The 21,307-nt window shown below is 42.8% G+C and carries 23 protein-coding genes and 1 tRNA gene; 11 read left to right on the top strand and 13 right to left on the bottom strand.

Annotated features, from left to right (window positions below):
- Positions 1-19: 19 nt before the first annotated feature.
- Complete coding sequence (locus L4C38_RS01800; RefSeq protein ID WP_428795805.1) at positions 20-637, bottom strand: hypothetical protein; 618 nt, start codon at positions 635-637, stop codon at positions 20-22.
- Between the two features lie 192 nt (positions 638-829).
- Here L4C38_RS01800 and L4C38_RS01795 point away from each other — a divergent pair, with 192 nt between their 5' ends.
- A complete protein-coding gene (locus L4C38_RS01795; protein WP_428795804.1) occupies positions 830-1,384 on the top strand; it encodes a TetR/AcrR family transcriptional regulator in 555 nt (184 codons plus the stop codon).
- Between the two features lie 351 nt (positions 1,385-1,735).
- Here L4C38_RS01795 and L4C38_RS01790 read toward each other — a convergent pair whose 3' ends face one another.
- A complete protein-coding gene (locus tag L4C38_RS01790; protein WP_428795803.1) occupies positions 1,736-2,476 on the bottom strand; it encodes a MipA/OmpV family protein in 741 nt (246 codons plus the stop codon).
- A gap of 517 nt (positions 2,477-2,993) precedes the next feature.
- Between L4C38_RS01790 and L4C38_RS01785 the strand changes: the two genes are divergently transcribed.
- Complete coding sequence (locus L4C38_RS01785) at positions 2,994-3,422, top strand: TetR/AcrR family transcriptional regulator (RefSeq protein ID WP_428795802.1); 429 nt, start codon at positions 2,994-2,996, stop codon at positions 3,420-3,422.
- A gap of 96 nt (positions 3,423-3,518) precedes the next feature.
- On the opposite strand, the gene L4C38_RS01780 is transcribed toward L4C38_RS01785, so the two are convergent.
- Positions 3,519-3,737 carry a hypothetical protein gene (locus L4C38_RS01780; protein ID WP_428795801.1) on the bottom strand — a complete coding sequence of 73 codons (219 nt, stop codon included), beginning with the start codon at positions 3,735-3,737 and terminating at the stop codon, positions 3,519-3,521.
- A 394-nt stretch (positions 3,738-4,131) separates the two neighbouring features.
- Positions 4,132-4,290 (bottom strand): hypothetical protein, encoded by a 159-nt coding sequence (locus L4C38_RS01775; RefSeq protein WP_428795800.1) that lies wholly within the window; start codon positions 4,288-4,290, stop codon positions 4,132-4,134.
- 212 nt (positions 4,291-4,502) lie between these two features.
- On the opposite strand from L4C38_RS01775, the gene L4C38_RS01770 reads away from it, so the two are divergent.
- On the top strand, positions 4,503-4,841 hold the full coding sequence (locus tag L4C38_RS01770; RefSeq protein WP_428795799.1) for a cytosolic protein: 339 nt from the start codon (positions 4,503-4,505) through the stop codon (positions 4,839-4,841).
- 324 nt (positions 4,842-5,165) lie between these two features.
- On the opposite strand, the gene L4C38_RS01765 is transcribed toward L4C38_RS01770, so the two are convergent.
- A complete protein-coding gene (locus tag L4C38_RS01765) occupies positions 5,166-5,660 on the bottom strand; it encodes a YcxB family protein (protein WP_428795798.1) in 495 nt (164 codons plus the stop codon).
- 263 nt (positions 5,661-5,923) lie between these two features.
- On the bottom strand, positions 5,924-6,811 hold the full coding sequence (locus tag L4C38_RS01760) for a LysR family transcriptional regulator (protein ID WP_428795797.1): 888 nt from the start codon (positions 6,809-6,811) through the stop codon (positions 5,924-5,926).
- Between the two features lie 115 nt (positions 6,812-6,926).
- Here L4C38_RS01760 and L4C38_RS01755 point away from each other — a divergent pair, with 115 nt between their 5' ends.
- On the top strand, positions 6,927-7,478 hold the full coding sequence (locus tag L4C38_RS01755) for an NAD(P)H-dependent oxidoreductase (protein WP_428795796.1): 552 nt from the start codon (positions 6,927-6,929) through the stop codon (positions 7,476-7,478).
- An 87-nt stretch (positions 7,479-7,565) separates the two neighbouring features.
- Positions 7,566-8,303, top strand: coding sequence for an SDR family NAD(P)-dependent oxidoreductase (locus tag L4C38_RS01750; protein WP_428795795.1), 738 nt, complete (start codon positions 7,566-7,568; stop codon positions 8,301-8,303).
- 211 nt (positions 8,304-8,514) lie between these two features.
- On the opposite strand, the gene L4C38_RS01745 is transcribed toward L4C38_RS01750, so the two are convergent.
- Positions 8,515-8,591 (bottom strand) — tRNA-Arg (locus L4C38_RS01745).
- A gap of 202 nt (positions 8,592-8,793) precedes the next feature.
- On the opposite strand from L4C38_RS01745, the gene folD reads away from it, so the two are divergent.
- The gene (gene folD, locus L4C38_RS01740; RefSeq protein WP_428795794.1) at positions 8,794-9,651 is read left to right on the top strand and encodes a bifunctional methylenetetrahydrofolate dehydrogenase/methenyltetrahydrofolate cyclohydrolase FolD; all 858 of its coding nucleotides are present in this window, start codon (positions 8,794-8,796) and stop codon (positions 9,649-9,651) included.
- 156 nt (positions 9,652-9,807) lie between these two features.
- On the opposite strand, the gene L4C38_RS01735 is transcribed toward folD, so the two are convergent.
- The 4 genes from L4C38_RS01735 to L4C38_RS01720 form a co-directional block, all read right to left on the bottom strand.
- Entirely contained in the window at positions 9,808-11,007 is a 1,200-nt protein-coding gene (locus L4C38_RS01735) for a NupC/NupG family nucleoside CNT transporter (protein ID WP_428795793.1), read from the bottom strand.
- Between the two features lie 210 nt (positions 11,008-11,217).
- Positions 11,218-12,165 (bottom strand): LysR family transcriptional regulator, encoded by a 948-nt coding sequence (locus L4C38_RS01730; protein ID WP_428795792.1) that lies wholly within the window; start codon positions 12,163-12,165, stop codon positions 11,218-11,220.
- 61 nt (positions 12,166-12,226) lie between these two features.
- The gene (locus tag L4C38_RS01725) at positions 12,227-13,201 is read right to left on the bottom strand and encodes a lytic murein transglycosylase (protein WP_428795791.1); all 975 of its coding nucleotides are present in this window, start codon (positions 13,199-13,201) and stop codon (positions 12,227-12,229) included.
- 26 nt (positions 13,202-13,227) lie between these two features.
- Positions 13,228-13,509 (bottom strand): YcgL domain-containing protein, encoded by a 282-nt coding sequence (locus L4C38_RS01720; protein WP_428795790.1) that lies wholly within the window; start codon positions 13,507-13,509, stop codon positions 13,228-13,230.
- A gap of 181 nt (positions 13,510-13,690) precedes the next feature.
- Between L4C38_RS01720 and minC the strand changes: the two genes are divergently transcribed.
- From minC to minE, 3 genes are read left to right on the top strand one after another with little or no spacing between them, the layout of a single operon-like run.
- Positions 13,691-14,353, top strand: a complete 663-nt coding sequence (gene minC / locus L4C38_RS01715; RefSeq protein ID WP_428795789.1) for a septum site-determining protein MinC — start codon at positions 13,691-13,693, stop codon at positions 14,351-14,353.
- Positions 14,354-14,372: 19 nt separating this feature from the next.
- The gene (minD, locus tag L4C38_RS01710) at positions 14,373-15,185 is read left to right on the top strand and encodes a septum site-determining protein MinD (RefSeq protein ID WP_428795788.1); all 813 of its coding nucleotides are present in this window, start codon (positions 14,373-14,375) and stop codon (positions 15,183-15,185) included.
- A gap of 6 nt (positions 15,186-15,191) precedes the next feature.
- Positions 15,192-15,455 (top strand): cell division topological specificity factor MinE, encoded by a 264-nt coding sequence (minE, locus tag L4C38_RS01705; RefSeq protein WP_428795787.1) that lies wholly within the window; start codon positions 15,192-15,194, stop codon positions 15,453-15,455.
- Positions 15,456-15,645: 190 nt separating this feature from the next.
- Here the strand turns inward: minE and adhE are convergent, their stop codons facing one another.
- A complete protein-coding gene (gene adhE, locus L4C38_RS01700) occupies positions 15,646-18,345 on the bottom strand; it encodes a bifunctional acetaldehyde-CoA/alcohol dehydrogenase (RefSeq protein ID WP_428795786.1) in 2,700 nt (899 codons plus the stop codon).
- A gap of 649 nt (positions 18,346-18,994) precedes the next feature.
- On the opposite strand from adhE, the gene L4C38_RS01695 reads away from it, so the two are divergent.
- Both L4C38_RS01695 and L4C38_RS01690 read left to right on the top strand, forming a co-directional pair.
- A complete protein-coding gene (locus L4C38_RS01695) occupies positions 18,995-19,633 on the top strand; it encodes a YchE family NAAT transporter (RefSeq protein WP_428795785.1) in 639 nt (212 codons plus the stop codon).
- Positions 19,634-19,691: 58 nt separating this feature from the next.
- Complete coding sequence (locus tag L4C38_RS01690) at positions 19,692-20,537, top strand: ion transporter (protein WP_428795784.1); 846 nt, start codon at positions 19,692-19,694, stop codon at positions 20,535-20,537.
- A gap of 62 nt (positions 20,538-20,599) precedes the next feature.
- Here L4C38_RS01690 and L4C38_RS01685 read toward each other — a convergent pair whose 3' ends face one another.
- The gene (locus L4C38_RS01685) at positions 20,600-21,121 is read right to left on the bottom strand and encodes a type II secretion system protein (protein WP_428795783.1); all 522 of its coding nucleotides are present in this window, start codon (positions 21,119-21,121) and stop codon (positions 20,600-20,602) included.
- Positions 21,122-21,307: the final 186 nt, after the last annotated feature.

Here is a 21,307-nt window from a genome sequence, read left to right as displayed (position 1 = left end):
ATTTATGTTTTGACGTTCACTATTGAGATAGAGATGGTCGGTAAGGCTCTTCTCTTACGCCATGCGATAACACCAGTTTGATAATGAAAAGAGGTGCTAGCCACTCTAATCCAACAGGGGCTGGGGTCAATGTGGCAAGAATAATCGCTAGCATGACCACAAGTAACGCAACTGGGCGATGTAGGTACATAGGTAAAAAGTGAATAAACACGATAGAGAGCATCATTGCGCCATACCAAAAGAACGCATAAGACCAAGCGATATCAAAACATAAAGGCACAGCAAACAATTGAAAGTGGACAGCAGGAAACAAGAACTTACTACCGACAAACCTACCCATCCATGAGAGCTCAAGTGATTGATCCGTATGCAAGAACCGCTTCATCGAACCGAGTGAATTTGTAAGCACGCCACCAACCATATCTAGCGTAAGAAATGCCGCAACAATAATCTGAATCCAGCTCCAATCTAACGTTTGCCATGCAAAAAAGTAGAGGATGACTGGCGCAATAAACACAGCATAGTTGGTAATAATGGATTCTACTTTCGTTGCGCCAAATCCGGTCGTGAAGTTGAACTGTCCTTCACAATCCCAATTAATATGGGCGTTTTTTATCGTCGTTTTGCTAGTAGACATCATTTGATTCCTTTCCATTCGTTCATTTTTTGATGCGAGCAGGTTTTAAAGACCATTTGGTCTAAAAAGAATAATCGATCAAAAGTTAACCTGTCAAGGTTATAGACCGAGTGTACTATAATAAAAGCTTGTTAGACTTTGAGCGGAGAAATCAATATAGTCCATCTGGACTTAAAAAAGAGGAAAGTGGTAATGCCAAAGATTGTTGATCACGAAGCATACCGACGAGAACTGGCAATTAAAGCGGTCGACATTTTTACCGAACATGGTGTGAATGGTCTTGGCATGCGCGGCATTGCTGAAATTCTTGGTATTTCAAAAAGCGCTTTGTATCACTACTTCTCAAGTAAGGAAGAGCTATTTAAGGCAAGTACTGAAGTGTTTTTGGAGCCTCGTTCACTTTACGGTTTAGAGGAAGGTGAAACGGTCCCACAAGATAAAGAGCAGATGCTAAGCAAGTTGATTTCAACCTTAGACAGTTACTTTCGCGGTGAACTGACCTTAATGCTTGATTACACCAAGAACAAAAATACTCAACAAGTAGAAGATGACAGCCTGCTCGCGCTAGCTAACCAACAGTTTAAGCGAGAGCTTGGTAAAGTTGTTGGAAACGAGCACGCAGATCAAGCCTTTGCTTTGCTGTTTGGCGGGCTCACGATGCGCCTTTTTGATGGTAATAAGACCCAACTGGCCACGATAGTTCAGTGGGTGCTAGCTCTTTCCTGCAACGAAAAAACGCAAATTTAGTCAAAGTGTTAAATGTTTAAATCTAACCCTTCTAATGTTAGTGAAATAATTGATAATTTTGTTGCACCTGAGTGCCAAGATCAGGTGGGAATTCTTTATCAAAATCATGATATTACATTTATTAATAGCGCCCATTCACACAAGCTTTGGTAGGGCAAATGCGTATTAATAGGATGTGAATGAGTTTTAAGATATCAGCCAACAAAGTTGCCTATATGGTCTTACATCTGGACAACGTATGCCATTAGTTTGGTACAACAACGCTAAAAAGGAGATACGTCCATCACATCAAAGCCACGATTATTGTTTAAGATAAAATAGGGGCTTGAGTAACCCCATTCATCCCATAATTTAGAACATGTAACTAATACCAACATTGCCAGTCACTGATGTTGTACTCGCTAATATTGGGCTTTTTTCAATCTCAGAATCTAGATTCTCATAGCGTACACCGCCAGTTAGACGTAAGCTTTTAGATAGATACATATAACTAGATAGACCAACAAAGTAACGACCGCTCCAATTCGGTTTAAACTCGTCAAAACGAGTGATGGCAGCCTCTGAACTTGAGACCCCATAAAGGTGCTCATTGAGCTTGTCACTATTGATTGAATAGCCAATTGCAGGAATCAAGCCTACCGGACCCATATTGATGTGGTAACTGTATCTCATCTCAGCGTATGCACCATCATGAACGGACCCAATATCAGTACCACCACCGACACGAAGTTCACCAACATTTGTGGTGAGGACATAAGCAATCCCCCCCATAAAAGAAGCATCTCTATCATTTAGTTTTTTCATATCAACATCATTCGATGAACTTGCCTCCAACGTTCGTGGGTCGTAGGCAGCAAAAAAGACCACATTATTAATCGAGCCTTTTGGAGCAAGTCGATATCCCATTTGAACACCTTCAATGAAAAAGCGGTCATTATCGTAGCTAAGAAGAGGAAATGGTGTCACTTTCGTGTCTCCACCTATGTACACATCAGGAGAATAACTGGCAGTCAGGCCAATACCAAACTCAGCACGAGACGGAGTCGAAATAGTCAGGGCGACAGAAATAGCCGCAATAATAATTTTTTTCATTATACAAACCATAAAATAAAAAGGGCAACGCCCTTTTTGTGGGTAAATAAAATACTTACTACGTTCGTGTTGATCAAACCATAAGCCACGAAGGAATGGAACGACGAGTAGACGAAGTAAATCCGATATGCAGCCTCTTTCACTTTACACAAAAAGGACACCATCCTTTTTTGAATTATAACAGCTTGTAAAACGAAGGTATATACGAACAATCCATAAATTGCATACTCATACTTTACCGACACACATACATGGAAAATTAAACCGATAAGGTTGGAAGATGCTTAAGGTAAAAAGCGATAGCAGAGGACATAAACGGCAACATCCGAGCGTAAAAATTATTCACTGTGACCTTTTGTGATTAATATTGCAATTGTGTATTAGTTATTTTGAATCAACAACATTGCCCGAGATGATGGTTGTTGAATAACATAAAATCAAAGACTTTCTCTTCGCGAAACTCCACAATATTGCTATTATTTGCCCATAAGAAACCCGTACCCTCGAGCGAAAACCAATGGTCATTGCAAAGACAGATAAAGCAGAAAAAACCATCAATAAAATTATTGAAACCACCATGAATATTACTCTCAATGAAGGTTTTGATAAGGCTACGTTCGCATATATCGCTAAGCTCGCCGGAATTTCAAAGTCTGGTATTAATGCGCATTTTGATCGAAAGTCGGATATCGCAGCCGCATTAGCGCCTCTCTATGCAGAGATCATTAAGCGTCCACTGAAATTTGATTCTCCTGAAGAGTTCTATTGCTCTTGGGTAGAAGCATTCAACAATGATTCAACCTTTAAAGCGGCGATTCTGACCGCTGAATCAATCATCCCTCAACTTGATGGGGTGAAAGGATTATTTGACGCGATCAATGGTGATCCCGATGAGGTCCAACGTTGTGTGTATATGTGTGTAGGGTATTCGGTAATCAATCGCTAAAAACCAACTTCGTTCTTTATCACTCATTGCTTCATATCTTCAGCCATAAAAAACAATCAGTGCACAGGCTCTGTTGAGACCTCGAAAAGATAGCGGCTATACGTACGTATCGATCCGTGAATGACTCATTTTTTTAGCGACATCCACACCTTCAATACGTTTTAGTATCACGCCGTTATCCGTTTTTACTTCAATTTGATTTCTACTGTTTAGGTTGGCTGTTAATTCAGAGCGGCTCAATTGTCCATTGATATAGCTGGTCGCATTTCTTAGATCTTGTTGAACGTTAGGTTGGTAAATACTACTTATTGTCATTTATCACTTCCTCCGTTGTATCGACTTTTAATTCTTAGTTCCGTTCTATATCTACTAGAATATTTTCTATGCTTTGTTCAGACAAACATGATATTTAGCTTTCGATTCTGGATAGCACCTACTGCGGTCAGCATTATTATCATAGTGAGTATGATGGCGAACACAATGATGGGCGAGCCAAACGCTATCAATAATAACCGAGTCATTTTAGGTGTTAATTCCTGATTTTATTAATGTGTTATTTTACTCTTAAAACGAACTATCGCTGAAATCGTAGGTTATATTACCTCAAAAAAAGGATAACGACCTTTTTATGGTAATATAACCTATGAACGTCCGTCAAATTTATTCCCTCACCCTCAACACAACGCCAAATTTAAGGTGAATTTTGTGCCTAATTTTCCGCTTCTATGGTGCCTTTAAAGGTGGAATTTAAGACGTTATTAATCTCTTGAGACTGATAAATTGAGGCAGTCTTTTCAAATACTTCTTTGTTTTTCTCTTCAGCTCGTGATGTAAAAAAGGGCACATGCACTAAAGTAACCTTTTGCATATCAACATTACCTGACCATCTTTATTCAAACTTCGAGGGGCAGATCAGAGTTCGCCATGATAGCCAGCTTATTACTAGACAAAAACGTGTTTCAATTTGGTCTAGTGAATGTCCGGAAGTGACACAGAATTCCCCCCTTTAGCAACTAAATCTCTACTACGTTCTCCCCCAATAGTGATAAAATCTCCGCACCAGAATTACCGAGAAACTCTATGTTTATCCATCATGTTAACGGCATCGACTGGCTAGTGATTACAGCTTTTGAAGAACTGAAAACTATATTTATCGAAGAAGCCGGTGCGATCCCCTTTTGCTTCTCTACCGGCAGCGAATTGAGCCTGATTGATCAAGCCAAGCGCACTTATGGATATTTGCCTACACTCAGCGGCGTGATCACCGATACCGGAACTTTTCAAAGCCAGGATAACGAAGAAGATTTGAACCCACAGCTTGCCTGCCTAGTTGAGGGGCGTGGTCGGATGTTTATCTATCACGGCGGCTTTGTGGCTTTTGTGGATGACGAGCAAACCTTTATTACCCGAATGGACTGAAAATTATTTAGTAAGTTGAAATCGGCGAATTGGCATACCTAGCCGTTCATCCGCAAGCGTTTCGTTTATTAACAAGATGCGAATTGAATGGAGCCGGATCCTAGCTTCAATAAGATAAGCAATGCTGCGGTTAACTGGCGAGCTGTATCCCTAGCAAGAAATGGGGCAGAACCGAATTAAGATTATTTCAATCTCAAAGAGGCCTTCCAATCAGCAAAAGACAAACCCAAGATCAAAAAAGGCGAACCAATCGATTCGCCTTTTATTTGCTGAGAACTTGATGACTCGCTTTGAAACACAACCTTATCGCGAGCCGAAATAACGTTATTTGTGTATTGGTGCTGCGTGCTGCTCAACCATGAACGCGATCACCTCTTCATTTAAGCAAGATTTACTCACATATTGACGTTGTTTACCCATATGAAGGATGAAACCTAAGTCGGTTTGTTCAAGTTGGTCGATTTCACTCCAGGCGATTTTGCGGTCGATTTTACCACTTTTATAAGTCACCCCGTCAGCGTTCACTTGAAGCACCACTTTGCTGTTACGGCTAGAGCTTATGGTTTGTCGCCATAGCCACCATGTTCGCTTGCAATAAATACTGAACGCTTCAATAACACTCAATACGATAAAGAACCAACCGACATAACCGTTAGGTAATAGCTCAAACTCTAATAAAACCACACCAAAAATAAGAAAGAATATTCCTTTTAAATACGCGTGTGGGAACTTAGCAGGTTGGCTAGTTTGATCATAACACTCAGCAAAGAAAGGCTTGTCGAGCGTATATTCTGTGGTGAAATCGAAATCTTTAGACATGTATGGTTACTTTAGGTTTCTGTGAATGAGTATTCCATGTTGCGCTCTTGCAACGCGGGCATTGTATCGCTTCTCCGAGCTTACCATTAACAATTGTTTTGTAAGTCAATAATACCGCGCTCTACAGTGCGTGTCCCTTTGCTCTGAACAGCTTAACCAAAGCCAGAAAATTTTCGTAGATAAACAGATCCCCCCAACATTATAGAGTGAACTGTTTCCACAGATACATCGATACTGAAATTTTCTTTATGGTGTATGTCCTTCTAATCTTTTTTTAAGTGCTCCACAAGCAGCCTAAGTGGCAGCATCGACTTATACTCCTTGGGGAAATATATATTCATACTAGGGAGTGTGCTCAAGTGCTCTGGTAAAACCTCAACTAACGCACCATTTGCTAATGCGTCGGTACAGTAATCTCGAAACGTATAGGTCAACCCAAGCCCTTGAAGTGCTTGATCAATTGTTGCAGTGGATGAATTGGCAATCAAATTACCCTGTGCTTCTACCGGATAAGCGCCGTCATCACCTTCAAATATCCATGGGGCTAATTGCCCTGAACTTGGGAAGCGATAACGCAAACAATTGTGATTGAGCAATTCGCTTGGCTCTTGTGGAGTACCATTTTTTTCAAGATATTCAGGGCTGGCTACAAGCGTTGTTTTCAAAGGGTCGCTTAAATTTATCGCGACCATATCTTCTGAAATCAAACCACCTATTCGAAAGCCGGCGTGGAAACCTTCCTCAAGAATATCGGTCAAGGTATCGGTTATTGATAATTCCACCTCAATCTCTGGATATCTTTTTTGGAAACCAGCAAGTTTGTTCCGCACTAACAGAAAATAGGCAAACTCAGGTATCGCAAGTTTTAGTGAGCCCCTCTCTGTGTGCCCCACCGTTTTCGCACTGTACAAACCTTCGTCTAGTTGTTCAAAAGCAGGACCCGTTCGTCGGGCTAGCGCTCGCCCTGCTTCAGTCAGGCTAATTGATCGGGTAGTTCTAATAAATAGCGCAGTCCCGAGTTGTTCTTCCAACTTTTTTAACTGATGGCTCACTGTTGAGGGCTTAACGCCAAGCTCTTGTGCTGCTCCACGTAAACTTTTGTGGTTGGCAATGGCATTGAATATTTCAAGTGTGGCTAAAGGCAGACGCATTGTTAGATTTTATTCACTAGTGAGTTAGATATTCGGCGTATTGTTAATGTTATTGGCATTAATTAAAGTTAGCAACAACAAAACGAACTATTGAATTTCAACCGAGGTCAGATTCATGAACACACTTGTGCTTACCGCTCACCCCGATCTTTCTACCTCAACGGCTAACCGAACGTGGTTTGAAGCTCTGTCAGATATTGAAGGTATCGTAACGCGTGATTTAATGACAGTGGGTGGCGCAGAAATGCGCTTTGATCCAGCCACGGAACAGGCTCTTATTGAGCAAGCCGATCGCATTGTGATGCAGTTTCCATTCTATTGGTACTCTTCTCCCCCCGTGCTAAAGGCGTGGATTGATCAGGTATTTCTATTTGGATTTGCCTACGGTCAAGGTGGCAACAAATTACAAGATAAAGAGTTAATCCTTGCTATCACGACAGGAGGTCCAATTGAGAGCTTTCAGCCAAGTTCATATAATCACTTTAGCATGAATGAATTCCTCACTCCCTTTGAACAAACAGCAAAAATGATCGGCATGCACTATTTACCTCCGTTTGTATTTCACAGCGCAATGAGTCGAGACAAAACCAAACTCAATGCCAGCACTAGCAAGCTAATTACTTATATAACCAAGCCACACCTCAAGTCTCATGAAGGGATCTTATAAAGAAGCTTAAACAAAGGTACACAACTTACCCTATCGGTTGCACTTTGTAGTCGAGAGCAGCCAATTATTTGGAATTTGGAGAATAGAATGGAAAATTTTGAGAAAAAAATAGTATTGGTTACAGGGGGAGGAACTGGCATTGGTAGAGCAACCGCATCGGCTTTTATTGCAAAAGGCGCCACAGTAATCATAACGGGGCGCAGACAGGAAGTACTTGAACAAACAGCACAAGAATTAGGAACGCAATGCTATGCCATTGTCAGTGATATCAGTGAAAGCGGTGAGGCTAGCCGAATTATTGATGAAGTGATTAGCCAGTTTGGACAACTAGATGTAGTCGTTAACAACGCGGGAACAGGCAGCATGGGACCACTATCACAAACAACGGATGACATTATTGAAAATATTTATCGTACCAATGTATTTGCGCCTTTGGCACTGATCCGAGAAGCAACCATTCACCTTGCTGAAACTAAAGGTACGGTGATCAATATTTCGTCTGTAACGGCAAGTGGAATGATGCCAGGCGTTGCAGCTTACGCTTCCTCAAAAGCTGCAGTGGAGCATGCCACTCGATTACTTGCAGTAGAACTTGGCCCAATGGGTATACGAATCAATGCGGTTGCACCTGGTCTTACAGACACAGATATCACCGAAGAAGTTAAGGCAAACGAGCAAATGTTGGGGATGATCATCGCGCAAACACCAATGGGACGCTTAGGCGCTCCTAAAGATATCGCAAACGCCGTCATGTTACTTGCTGATAACCGCGCTGGTTGGATCACAGGTCAGTGTGTTCAAGCCGGTGGCGGTTATTTACTGTAACGAAACTCAGAGATAGTTTTAGTTGTTCGCTCAGATAGGGATAATCAAATTACTTGCAACTGTACAATACTCGTTGCAACTTGCCTTGGGGCATAAATCCGTTAGCTAACTTGTTAACGTTCACTGATTGGAAGGTGAATAGTGGTGGTTCGGCGCCACCAGATAGCAAAAACCCCGACAACTCATTGAGTTATCGGGGTCTTTAAATATGTGGTACGCCCTGCAGGATTCGAACCTGCGACCACATCCTTAGAAGGGACGTGCTCTATCCAGCTGAGCTAAGGGCGCGCTACAGGGACAGGATTATACGAGTTAGAACGGGTAACACAAGGGATTTTAATAACATTCCGACCTGAATGCTTAAAAAAAGTGCATTATGAGTATTACTGATTAAAAACAACCCGACGCAAACGTTTGCTTATAGAAGTTTATTAATTTTTTTGCGACAATGCATCGCGTATTTCTCGCCATTCGATTCTGAAGGAAAGACATGACTGCTCAAAACATAGATGGAACGTTGATATCGCAAACTGTGCGTTCTGAAGTCGCTGCACGGGTAAAGGCTCGCAAAGAAGTTGGTTTACGTGCTCCCGGTTTGGCCGTAATTCTAGTGGGTGAAGATGCCGCTTCACAAGTATATGTAGGCAGCAAGCGCCGTGCATGTGAAGAAGTGGGCTTTATATCCAAGTCATTCGACCTGCCAACCACCACGACAGAAGACAAGTTATTAAGTCTAATCGATGAGTTGAATGGTGATGATACGATCGATGGCATTTTGGTTCAGCTCCCATTACCTGCCGGTATCGACACCACACACGTGTTAGAACACATCCACCCAGAAAAAGATGTTGATGGTTTCCACCCATACAACGTAGGTCGCCTTGCACAACGCATTCCTAAGCTACGCTCTTGTACACCTAAGGGTATTATTACCCTGCTGGGTCGTTACAACATCGATCTACGCGGTAAACACGCTGTGGTCGTTGGTGCATCCAACATTGTTGGTCGTCCAATGACGCTAGAGTTGTTACTGGCGGGTTGTACTACAACTACCTGTCATCGTTTTACCAAAGATTTGGAAAGTCACATTCGTCAGGCTGATGTTGTGGTGGTAGCAGTCGGTAAGCCTAATTTCATTCCTGGTGAGTGGATTAAGAAAGGTGCGGTTGTGGTTGATGTGGGTATTAACCGCTTAGAATCTGGCAAGCTAGTTGGTGATGTGGAATACGATAAAGCCAAAGAAAACGCGAGCTTTATTACCCCTGTTCCTGGTGGCGTGGGGCCTATGACGGTTGCAAGCCTTATTGAGAACACTATGCTTGCGTGTGAGCAGTTCCATACTAAGTAACTGGCTCCACACCAAATAGTTGAATTGAAAAAAGGGATGACATTGTCATCCCTTTTTTATTTAGGCTAGAAGAATCAAGCTAAGCGAATCACGAATACCCAATTGTCCAGAAGGAGTATTCGCGGGTTTCGCTAGCTTTGATAATCAATGAGCAAACTAGAGAGATAAAATCACACCCGCCAAAGAGGCACTCATTAGGTTCGCCATTACACCCGCAGCAATTGCGCGGAAACCATATTGAGAGATAAAGGTGCGCTTTTCTGGAACAATACTGCCCAAGCCACCAATCAGCATCGCCATAGTCGAAATATTGGCAAAACCACATAGCGCAAATGTCACAATCGCTTGTGAGTGCTCACTCAGTAATGGTTTAACTTCCATCAATTGAATGAAGGCTACGAACTCATTCACAACGATCTTATTACCAATTAGAGAGCCTGCGATGGTCGCTTCGCTCCATGGCACACCCAGTAGCCAAGCTACAGGGGCAAACAAATAGCCAAGGATCAGCTCAAAGCTTAGGTCGATACCAACTAAACCACCAGCCCAGCCTAACATGCCATTCAGAAGTGCAATCACGCTAACAAAAGCCAACAAGGTCGCGCCAACTGCCACTGCAATGCGCAAGCCTGCCATTGCGCCATCAGCCATAGCTTCAACTACGTTAGTTGCTTTTGGCATCTCAACGTTTTCTAGCTCAACTTCCGGTGCCAGTGTTTCGCTTTCTGGCATCATGATTTTTGCCATCAACAAACCTGCTGGCGCAGACATAAATGCCGCAGCAATCAGGTAGTTCAGATCAACCCCTAATGAGGCATAACCGACTAACGTACCACCAGCAACCGATGCCAAACCACAAGTCATCACAGTAAAGAATTGCGAATCCGTCATGTGCTTTAGATAAGGCTTAACCACAAGAGGTGCTTCAATCATACCAACGAAGATGTTAGCCGTTGCCGAAAGAGATTCAGCGCGCCCAATGCCTAATAGCTTTTGTAAACCACCACCGATCAGGTTGATCACTTTTGGCATCAAGCCAATGTGGTACAAACCTGAGATAAGCGCCGAGAAGAAGACGATGATACCCAATACGTTAATCGCGAAGGTGAAACCACCAGTCGCTAGACCACCGAAAAGAAAAGCGATGCCCTCTTGCCCGTAGTTGATTAGATTTGAAACTGCACCTGTCACGCTGTTTAGCGCGTCTTTGCCCGCCGGAACATAGAGAACAAGTAGAGCAAATGCAATTTGTAGCGCAAATGCCAACGAAACCGTTCGATAGTTAATATTTTTTCTATTTGTAGATAGTAGCCATGCAGTAAGCAAAATCGCTACGATACCAAAGATTGAGTTCATAAAATGAATCCGACAAAAAGGGGGGAACTGGAAGGCGTCGGATAATAGCGCCTAAAAAATGAGACGCAAGTCACGTTTGTTGCGAGGTTGTATAATCGGTTGTTTGTTTTATGAGCAATCATTTAACGTGCTGTTTTATAACAAGATAAACGATTGCTAAATGACATTATTTCCAAACGGAAAATATGTTTCTAGCTTCAGAAATAATAGTTAAACATTCGGGCGGCTAATATAAGGCGCTAATTGGTTATCCCAATGGCAAGGTGAGCCGATTTTTTGTTTGATGAACTCGATCACAGCTGAGGTCTTTTTCGGCATGTAATGGCGGCTCGGGTATACCGCATAAAAAGGCATACTTTGGCTCGCTCGCCATTCTGGCAGTAATTGAATAAGTTGGCCTTGCTTGAATTCATCACGGATCAGATACGTAGCTAGGTAGGCAATCCCCCACCCTGCAACGGCAGCATCACGTACTGCCTCGGCAAGATCAACCGAGTAATTACCGGTTACTTTCACGGCTAACTGCTGTTGTGCGTTACTAAATGTCCAGTTGGTATAATCTCGTTCCCAGCTACGGTATATCAAGCAGTTGTGCTCTGCTAATTCTTGCGGGTGCTTGGGTGCGGCATTGTGCATCAAGTAATCTGGCGAAGCTGCTACCACAAATTGGCAGTCCGCAATGCGTTGCGCCACATAGCCTTCCGGCAAGCGTTCATTATTGGTGATCCAAAGATCCAACCCTTCTTCGAGCATATCGACCTTATAATCAAACAGATGTACTTCGACTTGCAGATCAGGGTGCTGTGCGCGCAGCTCTTGAATCGCTGGGATGATGTGCAGCGTACCAAAAGATTGCGAAAGACCAATTTTAACCAAACCTTCTACTTCGTCTCGCTGGCTTTCAATTTCTGTTTGCGCTTCATCAATGGTTAAAACGATCTGTTGGCAATGGCGATAAAAACGCTCACCCGCCTCTGTTGCGGTGAAGCTGCGAGTGGTGCGCTGAACTAATTTGACCCCAACCGATTTTTCTAAAAGCGCCAGTTGTTTACTCACATGCGAAACTGACACGCCTAAACTTTTAGCCGCTAGGGTGAAATTTTTATGTTTCAGTAACGCAGCAAACACGACCATTTGAGCAGCTCTATCTGACAGCACATTGTCTCCTAGAAAAACAAAGGGGCTCAATGAGCCCCAAAAAATCGTTTAAACTAACAATCTAATCTAACGTTATACGATCAGCCAAATGGCTTACCGCCAACGCGAAGTAGTAAGAGCGGTTCCACTTCATTAGCACATTGTAGTTGTTGTATACCAAGTAAACGCGGCCATTGGCATTGTCAGGTGCGGTTAACCACGCGTCGATATCGTTATCGAGCTTAGGTAACGCGCGACCATCGTAGCGAGTGATGCCAAGCGTATTCCACTCAGTCAACGTTTTCTCTTTGCCTTGTATACGACCTTCTAAGCTCATATCAAAGCCGTTCGGCAATTTCACTTGGCGACCCCAAGTAAAGCTATCATCCCAGCCTGATTGGCTTAGATAGTTGGCTGCTGAGGCAAAAACATCGGCTTCGGTGTTCCAAATGTCTTTTTTGCCATCACCATTACCATCCGCAGCAAAATTGATGAACGAGCTTGGCATGAATTGGCATTGCCCCATCGCACCAGCCCAAGATCCTTTCATATCTTCAACTTCGATATGCCCTTGGTCTAGAATAGTTAATGCAGCCATTAGCTCTTTACGGAAGAATTCTTCACGACGACCTTCATACGCCATGGTTGATAAGGCATCAACCACACTGTAATTACCGGTAAACCGCCCGAAATTACTTTCAATGCCCCATAGCGCGACAATAAATCTTGGTTGTACCCCGTATTCTTCACCAATACGAGTTAACTCGGCGTAGTGTTTTTTATAAAGCTCTTTCGCTTGCTTAACCTTCCAGTCTGGCACGGCTTTAGGGATATATTCATCCAATGTTAGGCGTTTTTCAGGTTGGTTTCGATCCGCTTTCACCGCTCGTGGCTTGTAAGTCACCTCAGCAAACGCACGATCAAGGATTGGCTTTGAAATGCCCTTTTCGATTGCTTCCGTTTTTAACCCTTCAACATATTGATCAAAGTCTTTGTCTTGCGCAAACGCTGTAGAGACCAAGGTTAAGCCCAACACAACTGACAGTAATTTTTTCACTATTGCCCTCCTTGAGCAATGGCTCATTATTCCGATTTTTGACGCGCTTTCTGTTCTTTATATTCGTCTAATAGATTCTTAGGTGGCGGAGGCAATTGCAAGAAAAAACCGTCGTCATTAATCGACTGTTTCACTTTTTCTATATCAACATTAGCCAGAGTACGACCAGCCAAATTCACCATCATAGCCATGATCGGTTTACCAAACATTTGCATTAATTGGTCAGGAACTTGTGAAAAATCGTCTCTCTTTGGCAAATATAAGTATGTGCCTTCTTTTTTAGAACTTTTGTAAATCGCACAAAGCATGGGAAGCCTTTAGTCTATCTATCATTGAGAACAAGCATGTTTTGTCTTTTTTTTTAGCAAAACACACAATTGACAGCAAGATAACTTGCTGACCGTATTGTGGGAATATAACATGAGACCCCTACTCGCAGGCAACGTCATTTCTGCAATAGCGATTTTCAAACGAGGTCCAAAGTAAAAGATGTCACATACCCCAGATTTGAAAGGTAGTAGTTTTACTTTGTCAGTTTTGCACCTTTCTGACAACGATGTCGAAAAAACTATCCATTTTCTGAAAGAAAAGGTCGAACACGCGCCGACTTTTTTTACCTCAGCGCCAGTCGTGATTAATGTTGCGCTAGTCACAGGCGACATCGATTTTGCCGCGCTAAAACAAGGTATTTCAGATGTAGGGATGATTCCGGTCGGAATCACTGGTAGTAAAGACAAACGAACAAAGAACATGGCTTCAGAAGCGGGTTTTGCCATTATGTCGGCCAGTAAATCACCCGCTCAAGCTCCTGCAAAAATGGCACCAACCAAAATCATCCGCACGCCGGTTCGTTCTGGCCAGCAAATATACGCTAAAGATGCGGATCTCGTGGTACTTAACCATGTAAGTGAAGGTGCTGAAGTCATTGCTGATGGCTCCATCCATATTCTTGGTACGCTACGTGGACGGGCTATTGCCGGAGCAAGTGGTAACACGGGTGCCGTCATTGTATGTAATAAATTGCACGCAGAATTAATGTCTATCGCTGGTCATTATTGGCTGACAGAGCAATTCGCTGAAGAATTTTGGCAACAAAAAGTTTTATTTGGTTTAGAAGATGACTCGCTAAAGTTCGAGTTGTTAACGATTTAAAGATTATAAGGAATAGAGAATGGCACGCATTATTGTGGTCACTTCAGGCAAAGGCGGTGTAGGTAAAACCACATCAAGCGCTGCGATTGCCTCTGGTCTTGCTCTCAAAGGTAAGAAAACTGCGGTTATCGATTTTGATATTGGTCTGCGTAACCTTGACCTGATCATGGGTTGTGAGCGTCGCGTGGTTTATGATTTTGTCAATGTAATCAATGGTGAAGCAACACTTAACCAAGCAATGATCAAAGACAAGCGCACAGACAACTTATTTATTCTTCCAGCTTCACAAACTCGTGATAAAGACGCCCTTACGAAAGATGGTGTAAAACGTGTACTTGCAGAACTAGACGAGATGGGTTTTGAGTTCGTTATTTGTGACTCACCAGCCGGTATTGAACAAGGCGCCCTAATGGCACTTTACTTTGCTGATGAAGCCATTGTGACGACTAACCCTGAGGTTTCTTCAGTACGTGACTCTGACCGTATTCTAGGCATTTTAGATTCGAAATCTGTACGAGCAGAGCAAGGTATGGAACCGGTTAAACAGCATCTACTTCTTACGCGTTACAACCCAGCGCGAGTGAATTTAGGCGAAATGCTTAGCGTGGAAGATGTTGAAGAGATCCTGCATATTTCTCTACTTGGCGTTATTCCTGAAAGCCAAGCGGTACTGAATGCTTCCAACAAAGGCGTACCAGTAATTTTTGACGAACTGTCTGACGCAGGCCAAGCTTACGAAGATACCGTTAATCGTTTATTAGGTAATGAAATCGACTTCCGCTTCCTTACAGAGCAGAAGAAAGGGATTTTCAAACGACTATTTGGAGGCTAATACGGCATGTCATTATTAGAATTTTTCCGCCCACAGAAGAAGAGTTCAGCGAACTTAGCCAAAGAGCGTTTACAGATCATTGTTGCTGAGCGTCGTAGCCATGACGATCCAGCACCATCTTATTTGCCACAATTGAAAGAAGACATTTTAAAAGTGATCAGTAAGTATGTTGATATTGATCCTGCGATGGTTGACCTAACTTTTGAACAAAAAGATGACGACATTTCAGTTTTAGAGCTTAACGTTAAGCTACCAGACGAAGAAAAATAACTCCGTTTTCGCGGGTAATGATGAAAAGGTTGATGTGAAAGCATCGGCCTTTTTTTTGTGGCAGCGTTAGCCACCGTGAATCAATATAGCGACAAAAAAAAGCCTCTGTCTTACGACAGAGGCTTTGAACCTTTTTCCCAAGTAAGGTTACGTGCTAGCGAAAACCATACTCATAACTCACGCTTACTGATTAAGCGTCAGATTTCTCTTTCTTAGCTTTAGCTGGTTTAGCAGCTTCTTGGTCGGCTTTTTTCTTGATAACAGTTGTACCTTCGAAAGTTTCGCCTTCAACAAATGCTGTACCAAAGTAAGAAGAAGTTAGTACTTCTTTTAGCTCAGTGATTAGAGGGTAACGTGGGTTCGCACCTGTACATTGGTCATCAAACGCTTCAACTGACAGTTCTTCAAGTTTAGAGATGAAGTCAGCTTCGTTAACGCCAGCAGCTTGAATTGATAGTGGGATATCCAAATCAACTTTTAGCTCTTCTAACCACGTTAGTAGACGTTCAATCTTCTGAGCAGTGCGGTCACCAACTTGGCTTAAGCCTAGGTGGTCAGCAACTTCAGCGTAACGACGACGTGCTTGTGGACGGTCGTATTGAGAGAACGCAGTTTGTTTTGTTGGATTATCGTTCGCGTTGTAACGTACAACGTTAGAGATAAGTAGTGCGTTAGCAAGACCGTGTGGTAGGTGGAACTCAGCACCTAGTTTGTGAGCCATTGAGTGACACACACCTAGGAATGCGTTCGCAAACGCCATACCAGCGATAGTTGCTGCGTTGTGTACTTTCTCACGAGCGATTGGGTCAGCTGCACCATTTTTGTAGCTTGATGGCAGGTATTCTTTAAGCATCTTAAGCGCTTGAAGAGCTTGACCGTCTGAGTATTCGTTCGCTAAAACAGATACGTAAGCTTCTAGAGCGTGAGTTACTGCATCGTAACCACCAAACGCTGTTAGAGATTTAGGCATGTTCATTACTAGGTTAGCATCTACGATAGCCATGTTTGGCGTGATTTCGTAGTCAGCTAGTGGGTACTTAGCACCAGTCTTGTCGTCTGTAACAACAGCGAATGGAGTAACTTCTGAACCCGTACCTGAAGTTGTAGTGATACATACAAGCTCAGCTTTTTGACCCATTTTAGGGAACTTGTAGATACGTTTACGGATGTCCATAAAGCGCATTGCTAGTTCTTCAAAGTGAGTTTCTGGGTGCTCGTACATAACCCACATGATCTTAGCCGCGTCCATTGGAGAACCGCCACCTAGAGCAAGAATTACGTCAGGTTGGAAGCTCTTCATTGCTTCAGCGCCTTTCTCTACTACAGATAGAGTTGGATCCGCTTCTACATCAAAGAATGTTTGAACTTCGATACCTTGAGCTTTAAGTAGGCTAACTACGTCATCAGCGTAACCGTTGTTGAATAGGAAACGGTCAGTTACTAGGAACGCGCGTTTCTTACCTTCTAGGTCGCCAAGAGCGATTGGAAGGCTACCACGACGGAAGTAGATTGATTTAGGTAGTTTGTGCCACAACATATTTTCAGCTCGCTTCGCAACAGTTTTCTTGTTGATTAGGTGCTTAGGACCAACGTTTTCAGAGATAGAGTTACCACCCCATGAACCACAACCTAGCGTTAGTGATGGTGCAACGTTGAAGTTGTACAGGTCACCGATACCGCCGTGAGTTGTTGGGATGTTGATAAGAATACGTGCAGTTTTCATCTTGTCACCGAAGTAACGGATGCGGTCTGCGTTCACGTCTTGGTTAGTGTAAAGACCAGATGTATGGCCGATACCACCGATTTCTACCATTGTTACTGCTTGAGCAACGGCGTTTTCAAAAGAAGACGCACGGAACATACCAAGAGTTGGAGATAGTTTCTCGTGAGCGAACTCGTCATCGTAAGATACTTCGCCTAGACCTTCACCAACTAGAATCTTAGTATCAGCTGGCACTTTAACACCCGCCATTTCAGCGATTGCAACAGCAGGTTGACCAACGATTTTTGCGTTTAGCGCGCCGTCGATAAGAAGAACTTTACGAACTTTATCTGCATCAGCTTTGCTTAGTACGTGACCTTTGTGAGAAGCAAAACGTGCTTTCACTTCGTCGTATACTTCATCCATTACGATAACTGCTTGCTCAGAAGCACAAACTACACCGTTATCGAATGTTTTAGACATAAGGATAGATGCAACAGCACGTTTAATGTCTGCTGTTTCATCGATAACTACAGGAACGTTACCTGCACCTACGCCGATTGCTGGTTTACCAGAAGAGTAAGCTGCTTTAACCATGCCTGGACCACCAGTTGCAAGGATAAGTGCGATACCATCATGCTTCATAAGAGCGTTTGAAAGCTCAACTGAAGGTTGGTCGATCCAACCGATGATGTCTTTTGGTGCGCCTGCTGCTACCGCTGCATCTAGAACAAGTTTAGCTGCATCGTTAGTTGAGTTTTTAGCACGTGGGTGTGGTGAGAAGATGATACCGTTACGAGTCTTCAAAGAGATTAGAGACTTGAAGATCGCTGTAGAAGTAGGGTTTGTTGTTGGTACGATACCACAGATGATACCTACAGGCTCAGCGATAGTCATTGTGCCTAGGTTGTCGTCTTCTTCAAGGATGCCACAAGTTTTTTCGTCTTTGTATTTATTGTAAATAAACTCAGACGCAAAGTGGTTCTTGATTACTTTATCTTCAACAATACCCATACCAGACTCAGCAACCGCTTGTTGTGCTAGCGGAATACGAGCATGGTTAGCTGCTAGAGAAGCTGCACGGAAAATCGCATCTACTTTCTCTTGAGAGAACGTTGCGAATTCTTCTTGAGCCGTTTTTACACGAGCTACGAGAGCATCTAGTTCAGCCAGATTAGTTACAGGCATAGGGAATCTCCTAAAATTAACAAATATTAAAAACTTTTTATTAAGTTCGTTGTTTTTTACTCTGACACCACTCAAGTGACTCGACTTACAACACTCTTAGTAAATTGCTTTCAGAGCTGAGTATATTATTTCAAGTTGTGAAAAAAATTGACCTTGATCAGTTTTGACGATCTAATTAACCCTAAAGTGGTGTCGTGTCGCAAAATCAAACCATAAACACTTGATAAATAGAGAATTTAAGCAAAAACAAAAATTGAACAAAAAAGTAGCAAACAAACCACAATCCATAGGATATGACAATATTCTGTAAAAAAGTTTCATTTTTTAGCCATATACTTTCATGTAGACCCTATATTTTGTGCTACTAAGAGTATATCTGAACTACATTATCTCTCTACAAGTCGACATAAAATTTATCAAAAACGTGCGAATGTTAACATTTGTGAAATCAAGCGTCGTTTCTGCGCGCCTCAAATTAACATCCGCCTCTCACCTAATTCACAACATCTGTTAACGATAAGATTTTCTCAGTCGTAGCCCGTTTTATACGTTAGTTTTTTTCATTCGTTTAACTGAGCGGAATGAACTACATTATGCGCGAAATCTTATCCCAATTGTTTTTCAACTCTGTGAATCTTTGAGTACCAACATGCAGACTATCGAGCTCGCTATTTTCCTTCAGTTTTTTCTAGGTATGGTCGCGGCGGTTAACCCGATCGGCATCATGCCTATTTTTGTTTCTTTAACTGGTCATATGACTCTAGAAGAGAAACGCAAAACCGCATTAACTGCGCACATCGCCATCGCCAGTATTTTGATCACTTCTTTATTGGCTGGTCAGGCATTGCTGGATATGTTCAGTATTTCCCTGGACTCATTCCGAGTGGTGGGTGGGTTACTGCTACTGAGTATCGCCTTCTCTATGATGAGTGGTAAGCTGGGTGAAGATAAGCAAAACAACCAGGAACGGACCGAGTCTATTAGCCGCGAACAGATCGGTGTAGTACCACTGGCAATGCCTCTATTGGCTGGCCCTGGTGCAATCAGCTCAACCATCGTTTATGGTGCTCGCTACCCAAATATGCTTGATACCGTCGGTATTTCGATGACCATCATCGTCTTCTGTATCTGTTCATGGTTGCTTTATCGTTCAGCTCCTTTGATTGTTCGATTCTTAGGTCAAACTGGTATCAACATCATCACGCGTATTATGGGTCTGATCTTAGGTGCGCTTGGTATTGAGTTCATCGCTAACGGTCTTCGCGCTTTATTCCCTGGTCTAGCATAATTTAGCCCTCCACTCCTTTCTGGTATGATGTGACATTAATCAATCAATATGACACATCATGCCAAAATCATCTTTGAAGCATCATTTATACGTCGTTATTTTTGGTACTCATACGCCCGCTGGTCGAGCCTTTGATATCGCGTTAATTGTCGCGATCCTTGTTTCGTTAGTTGTATTCACTCTCGAATCGATTCCAAGTATCGGGCCAACATGGACCAAGCCGCTACGTTATGCTGAGTATGCATTTACCGCTATATTCACCATAGAATACCTTCTGCGTCTCTATTGCTCACCCAAGCCAAAGTCATACGCCACCAGCTTCTACGGTGTGATTGACCTACTCGCCATACTGCCGACTTACATAGCGTTTTTCTTCCCATCCGTTGCATTTATGGGTGTGGTGCGCTTGTTAAGGGTTATGCGTATTTTCCGAGTATTGAAATTGGTCCGTTACCTGCAGGATTCCAATATTTTGCTCCGCTCACTGTTGATGGCGAAACGTAAGATATTCATCTTCTTTAATACCGTCGCTATTTTGGTAACTATTTTAGGCTCGCTGATATATGTGATTGAAGGACCAGCCAATGGCTTTACCAGCATCCCACAAAGTATTTATTGGGCTATCGTCACCATTACTACGGTGGGCTACGGTGATTTAATACCACAAACCGCGCTGGGAAAAGCGGTGGCATCTGTCACCATGTTATTAGGCTACTCAATCTTAGCTGTTCCAACGGGCATCATTACTGCAGAACTCAATAATGAAATGAAATCTCACCGAACTTTGGTTAAATGCCCTAACTGCTCTAAAGCAGGACATGAGTCAGATGCGATGCATTGTAAACACTGCGGCAGTGATTTAGCCGAACCTGACCAGCGTGTTGCTTCGTTCGAAGAAAAGTAAAAGAGCTTCTAGGAGCTCTTCTACTATTCAAAAAACAATGCCGTTTCAATTCCCTTTCGCATCTAGCAGCCATCGGTAATGGTTTCAATGGTATACTCTGCGCCAGCCTCCATTGCGGCGATATATTTTACATAGCACTGGGTTGACTCAATCTCGGTATTGAAATCGCTTCCGCTATAATCGCTAAGATTGTCCGAACGAGTCACGATCCAATAATCAGGGTCAGCAACACTACCATGGTTCTGTGCAGCCCAAACCCATTCTTTATCTAAGTCGTGGTAGCCTTCATCAAGATCTAAAAACATTACCAGACCTTGTTTGTGGACCGCAGGGTAACCAAACTTCAGGATACCGAACCCTTCAATTTCAGATACAGCTTCATCTTGCTTACCTTCCACTAGCGCTTTGCTATGAGCCAGGTCAACGGCATTGTGCACCGCACCCGATACTCCTAAGGTTGCAGCAGTATTCGCATCATCTTTTAAATTGATAAACTTTGGCATCGCCACGACAGCAAGAATGCCTAAAATGACAATCACGACCACCAATTCAATCAGTGTAAAACCTTGCTTGCGCACCCTCATTACTTTCCCCAATACTTAAAATTGACTCACTAGCCTAACGAGCCGAAGTCAGAGCTAAGTCATTGGTTTGTAAATATCCGAAATGCAATTTGGTTACACTTAGTTTGTAATTTTGATCTGGGTTACAAGCAATTTTTCATAAATGGCATCTCGACAAACAATTATCATCGTCATTGAAGGTGGTTT

It is taken from the genome of Vibrio kasasachensis, from assembly GCF_050337565.1.
Lineage (GTDB): Bacteria > Pseudomonadota > Gammaproteobacteria > Enterobacterales > Vibrionaceae > Vibrio > Vibrio kasasachensis.
This window is presented reverse-complemented; position numbering and strand designations above follow the sequence as displayed.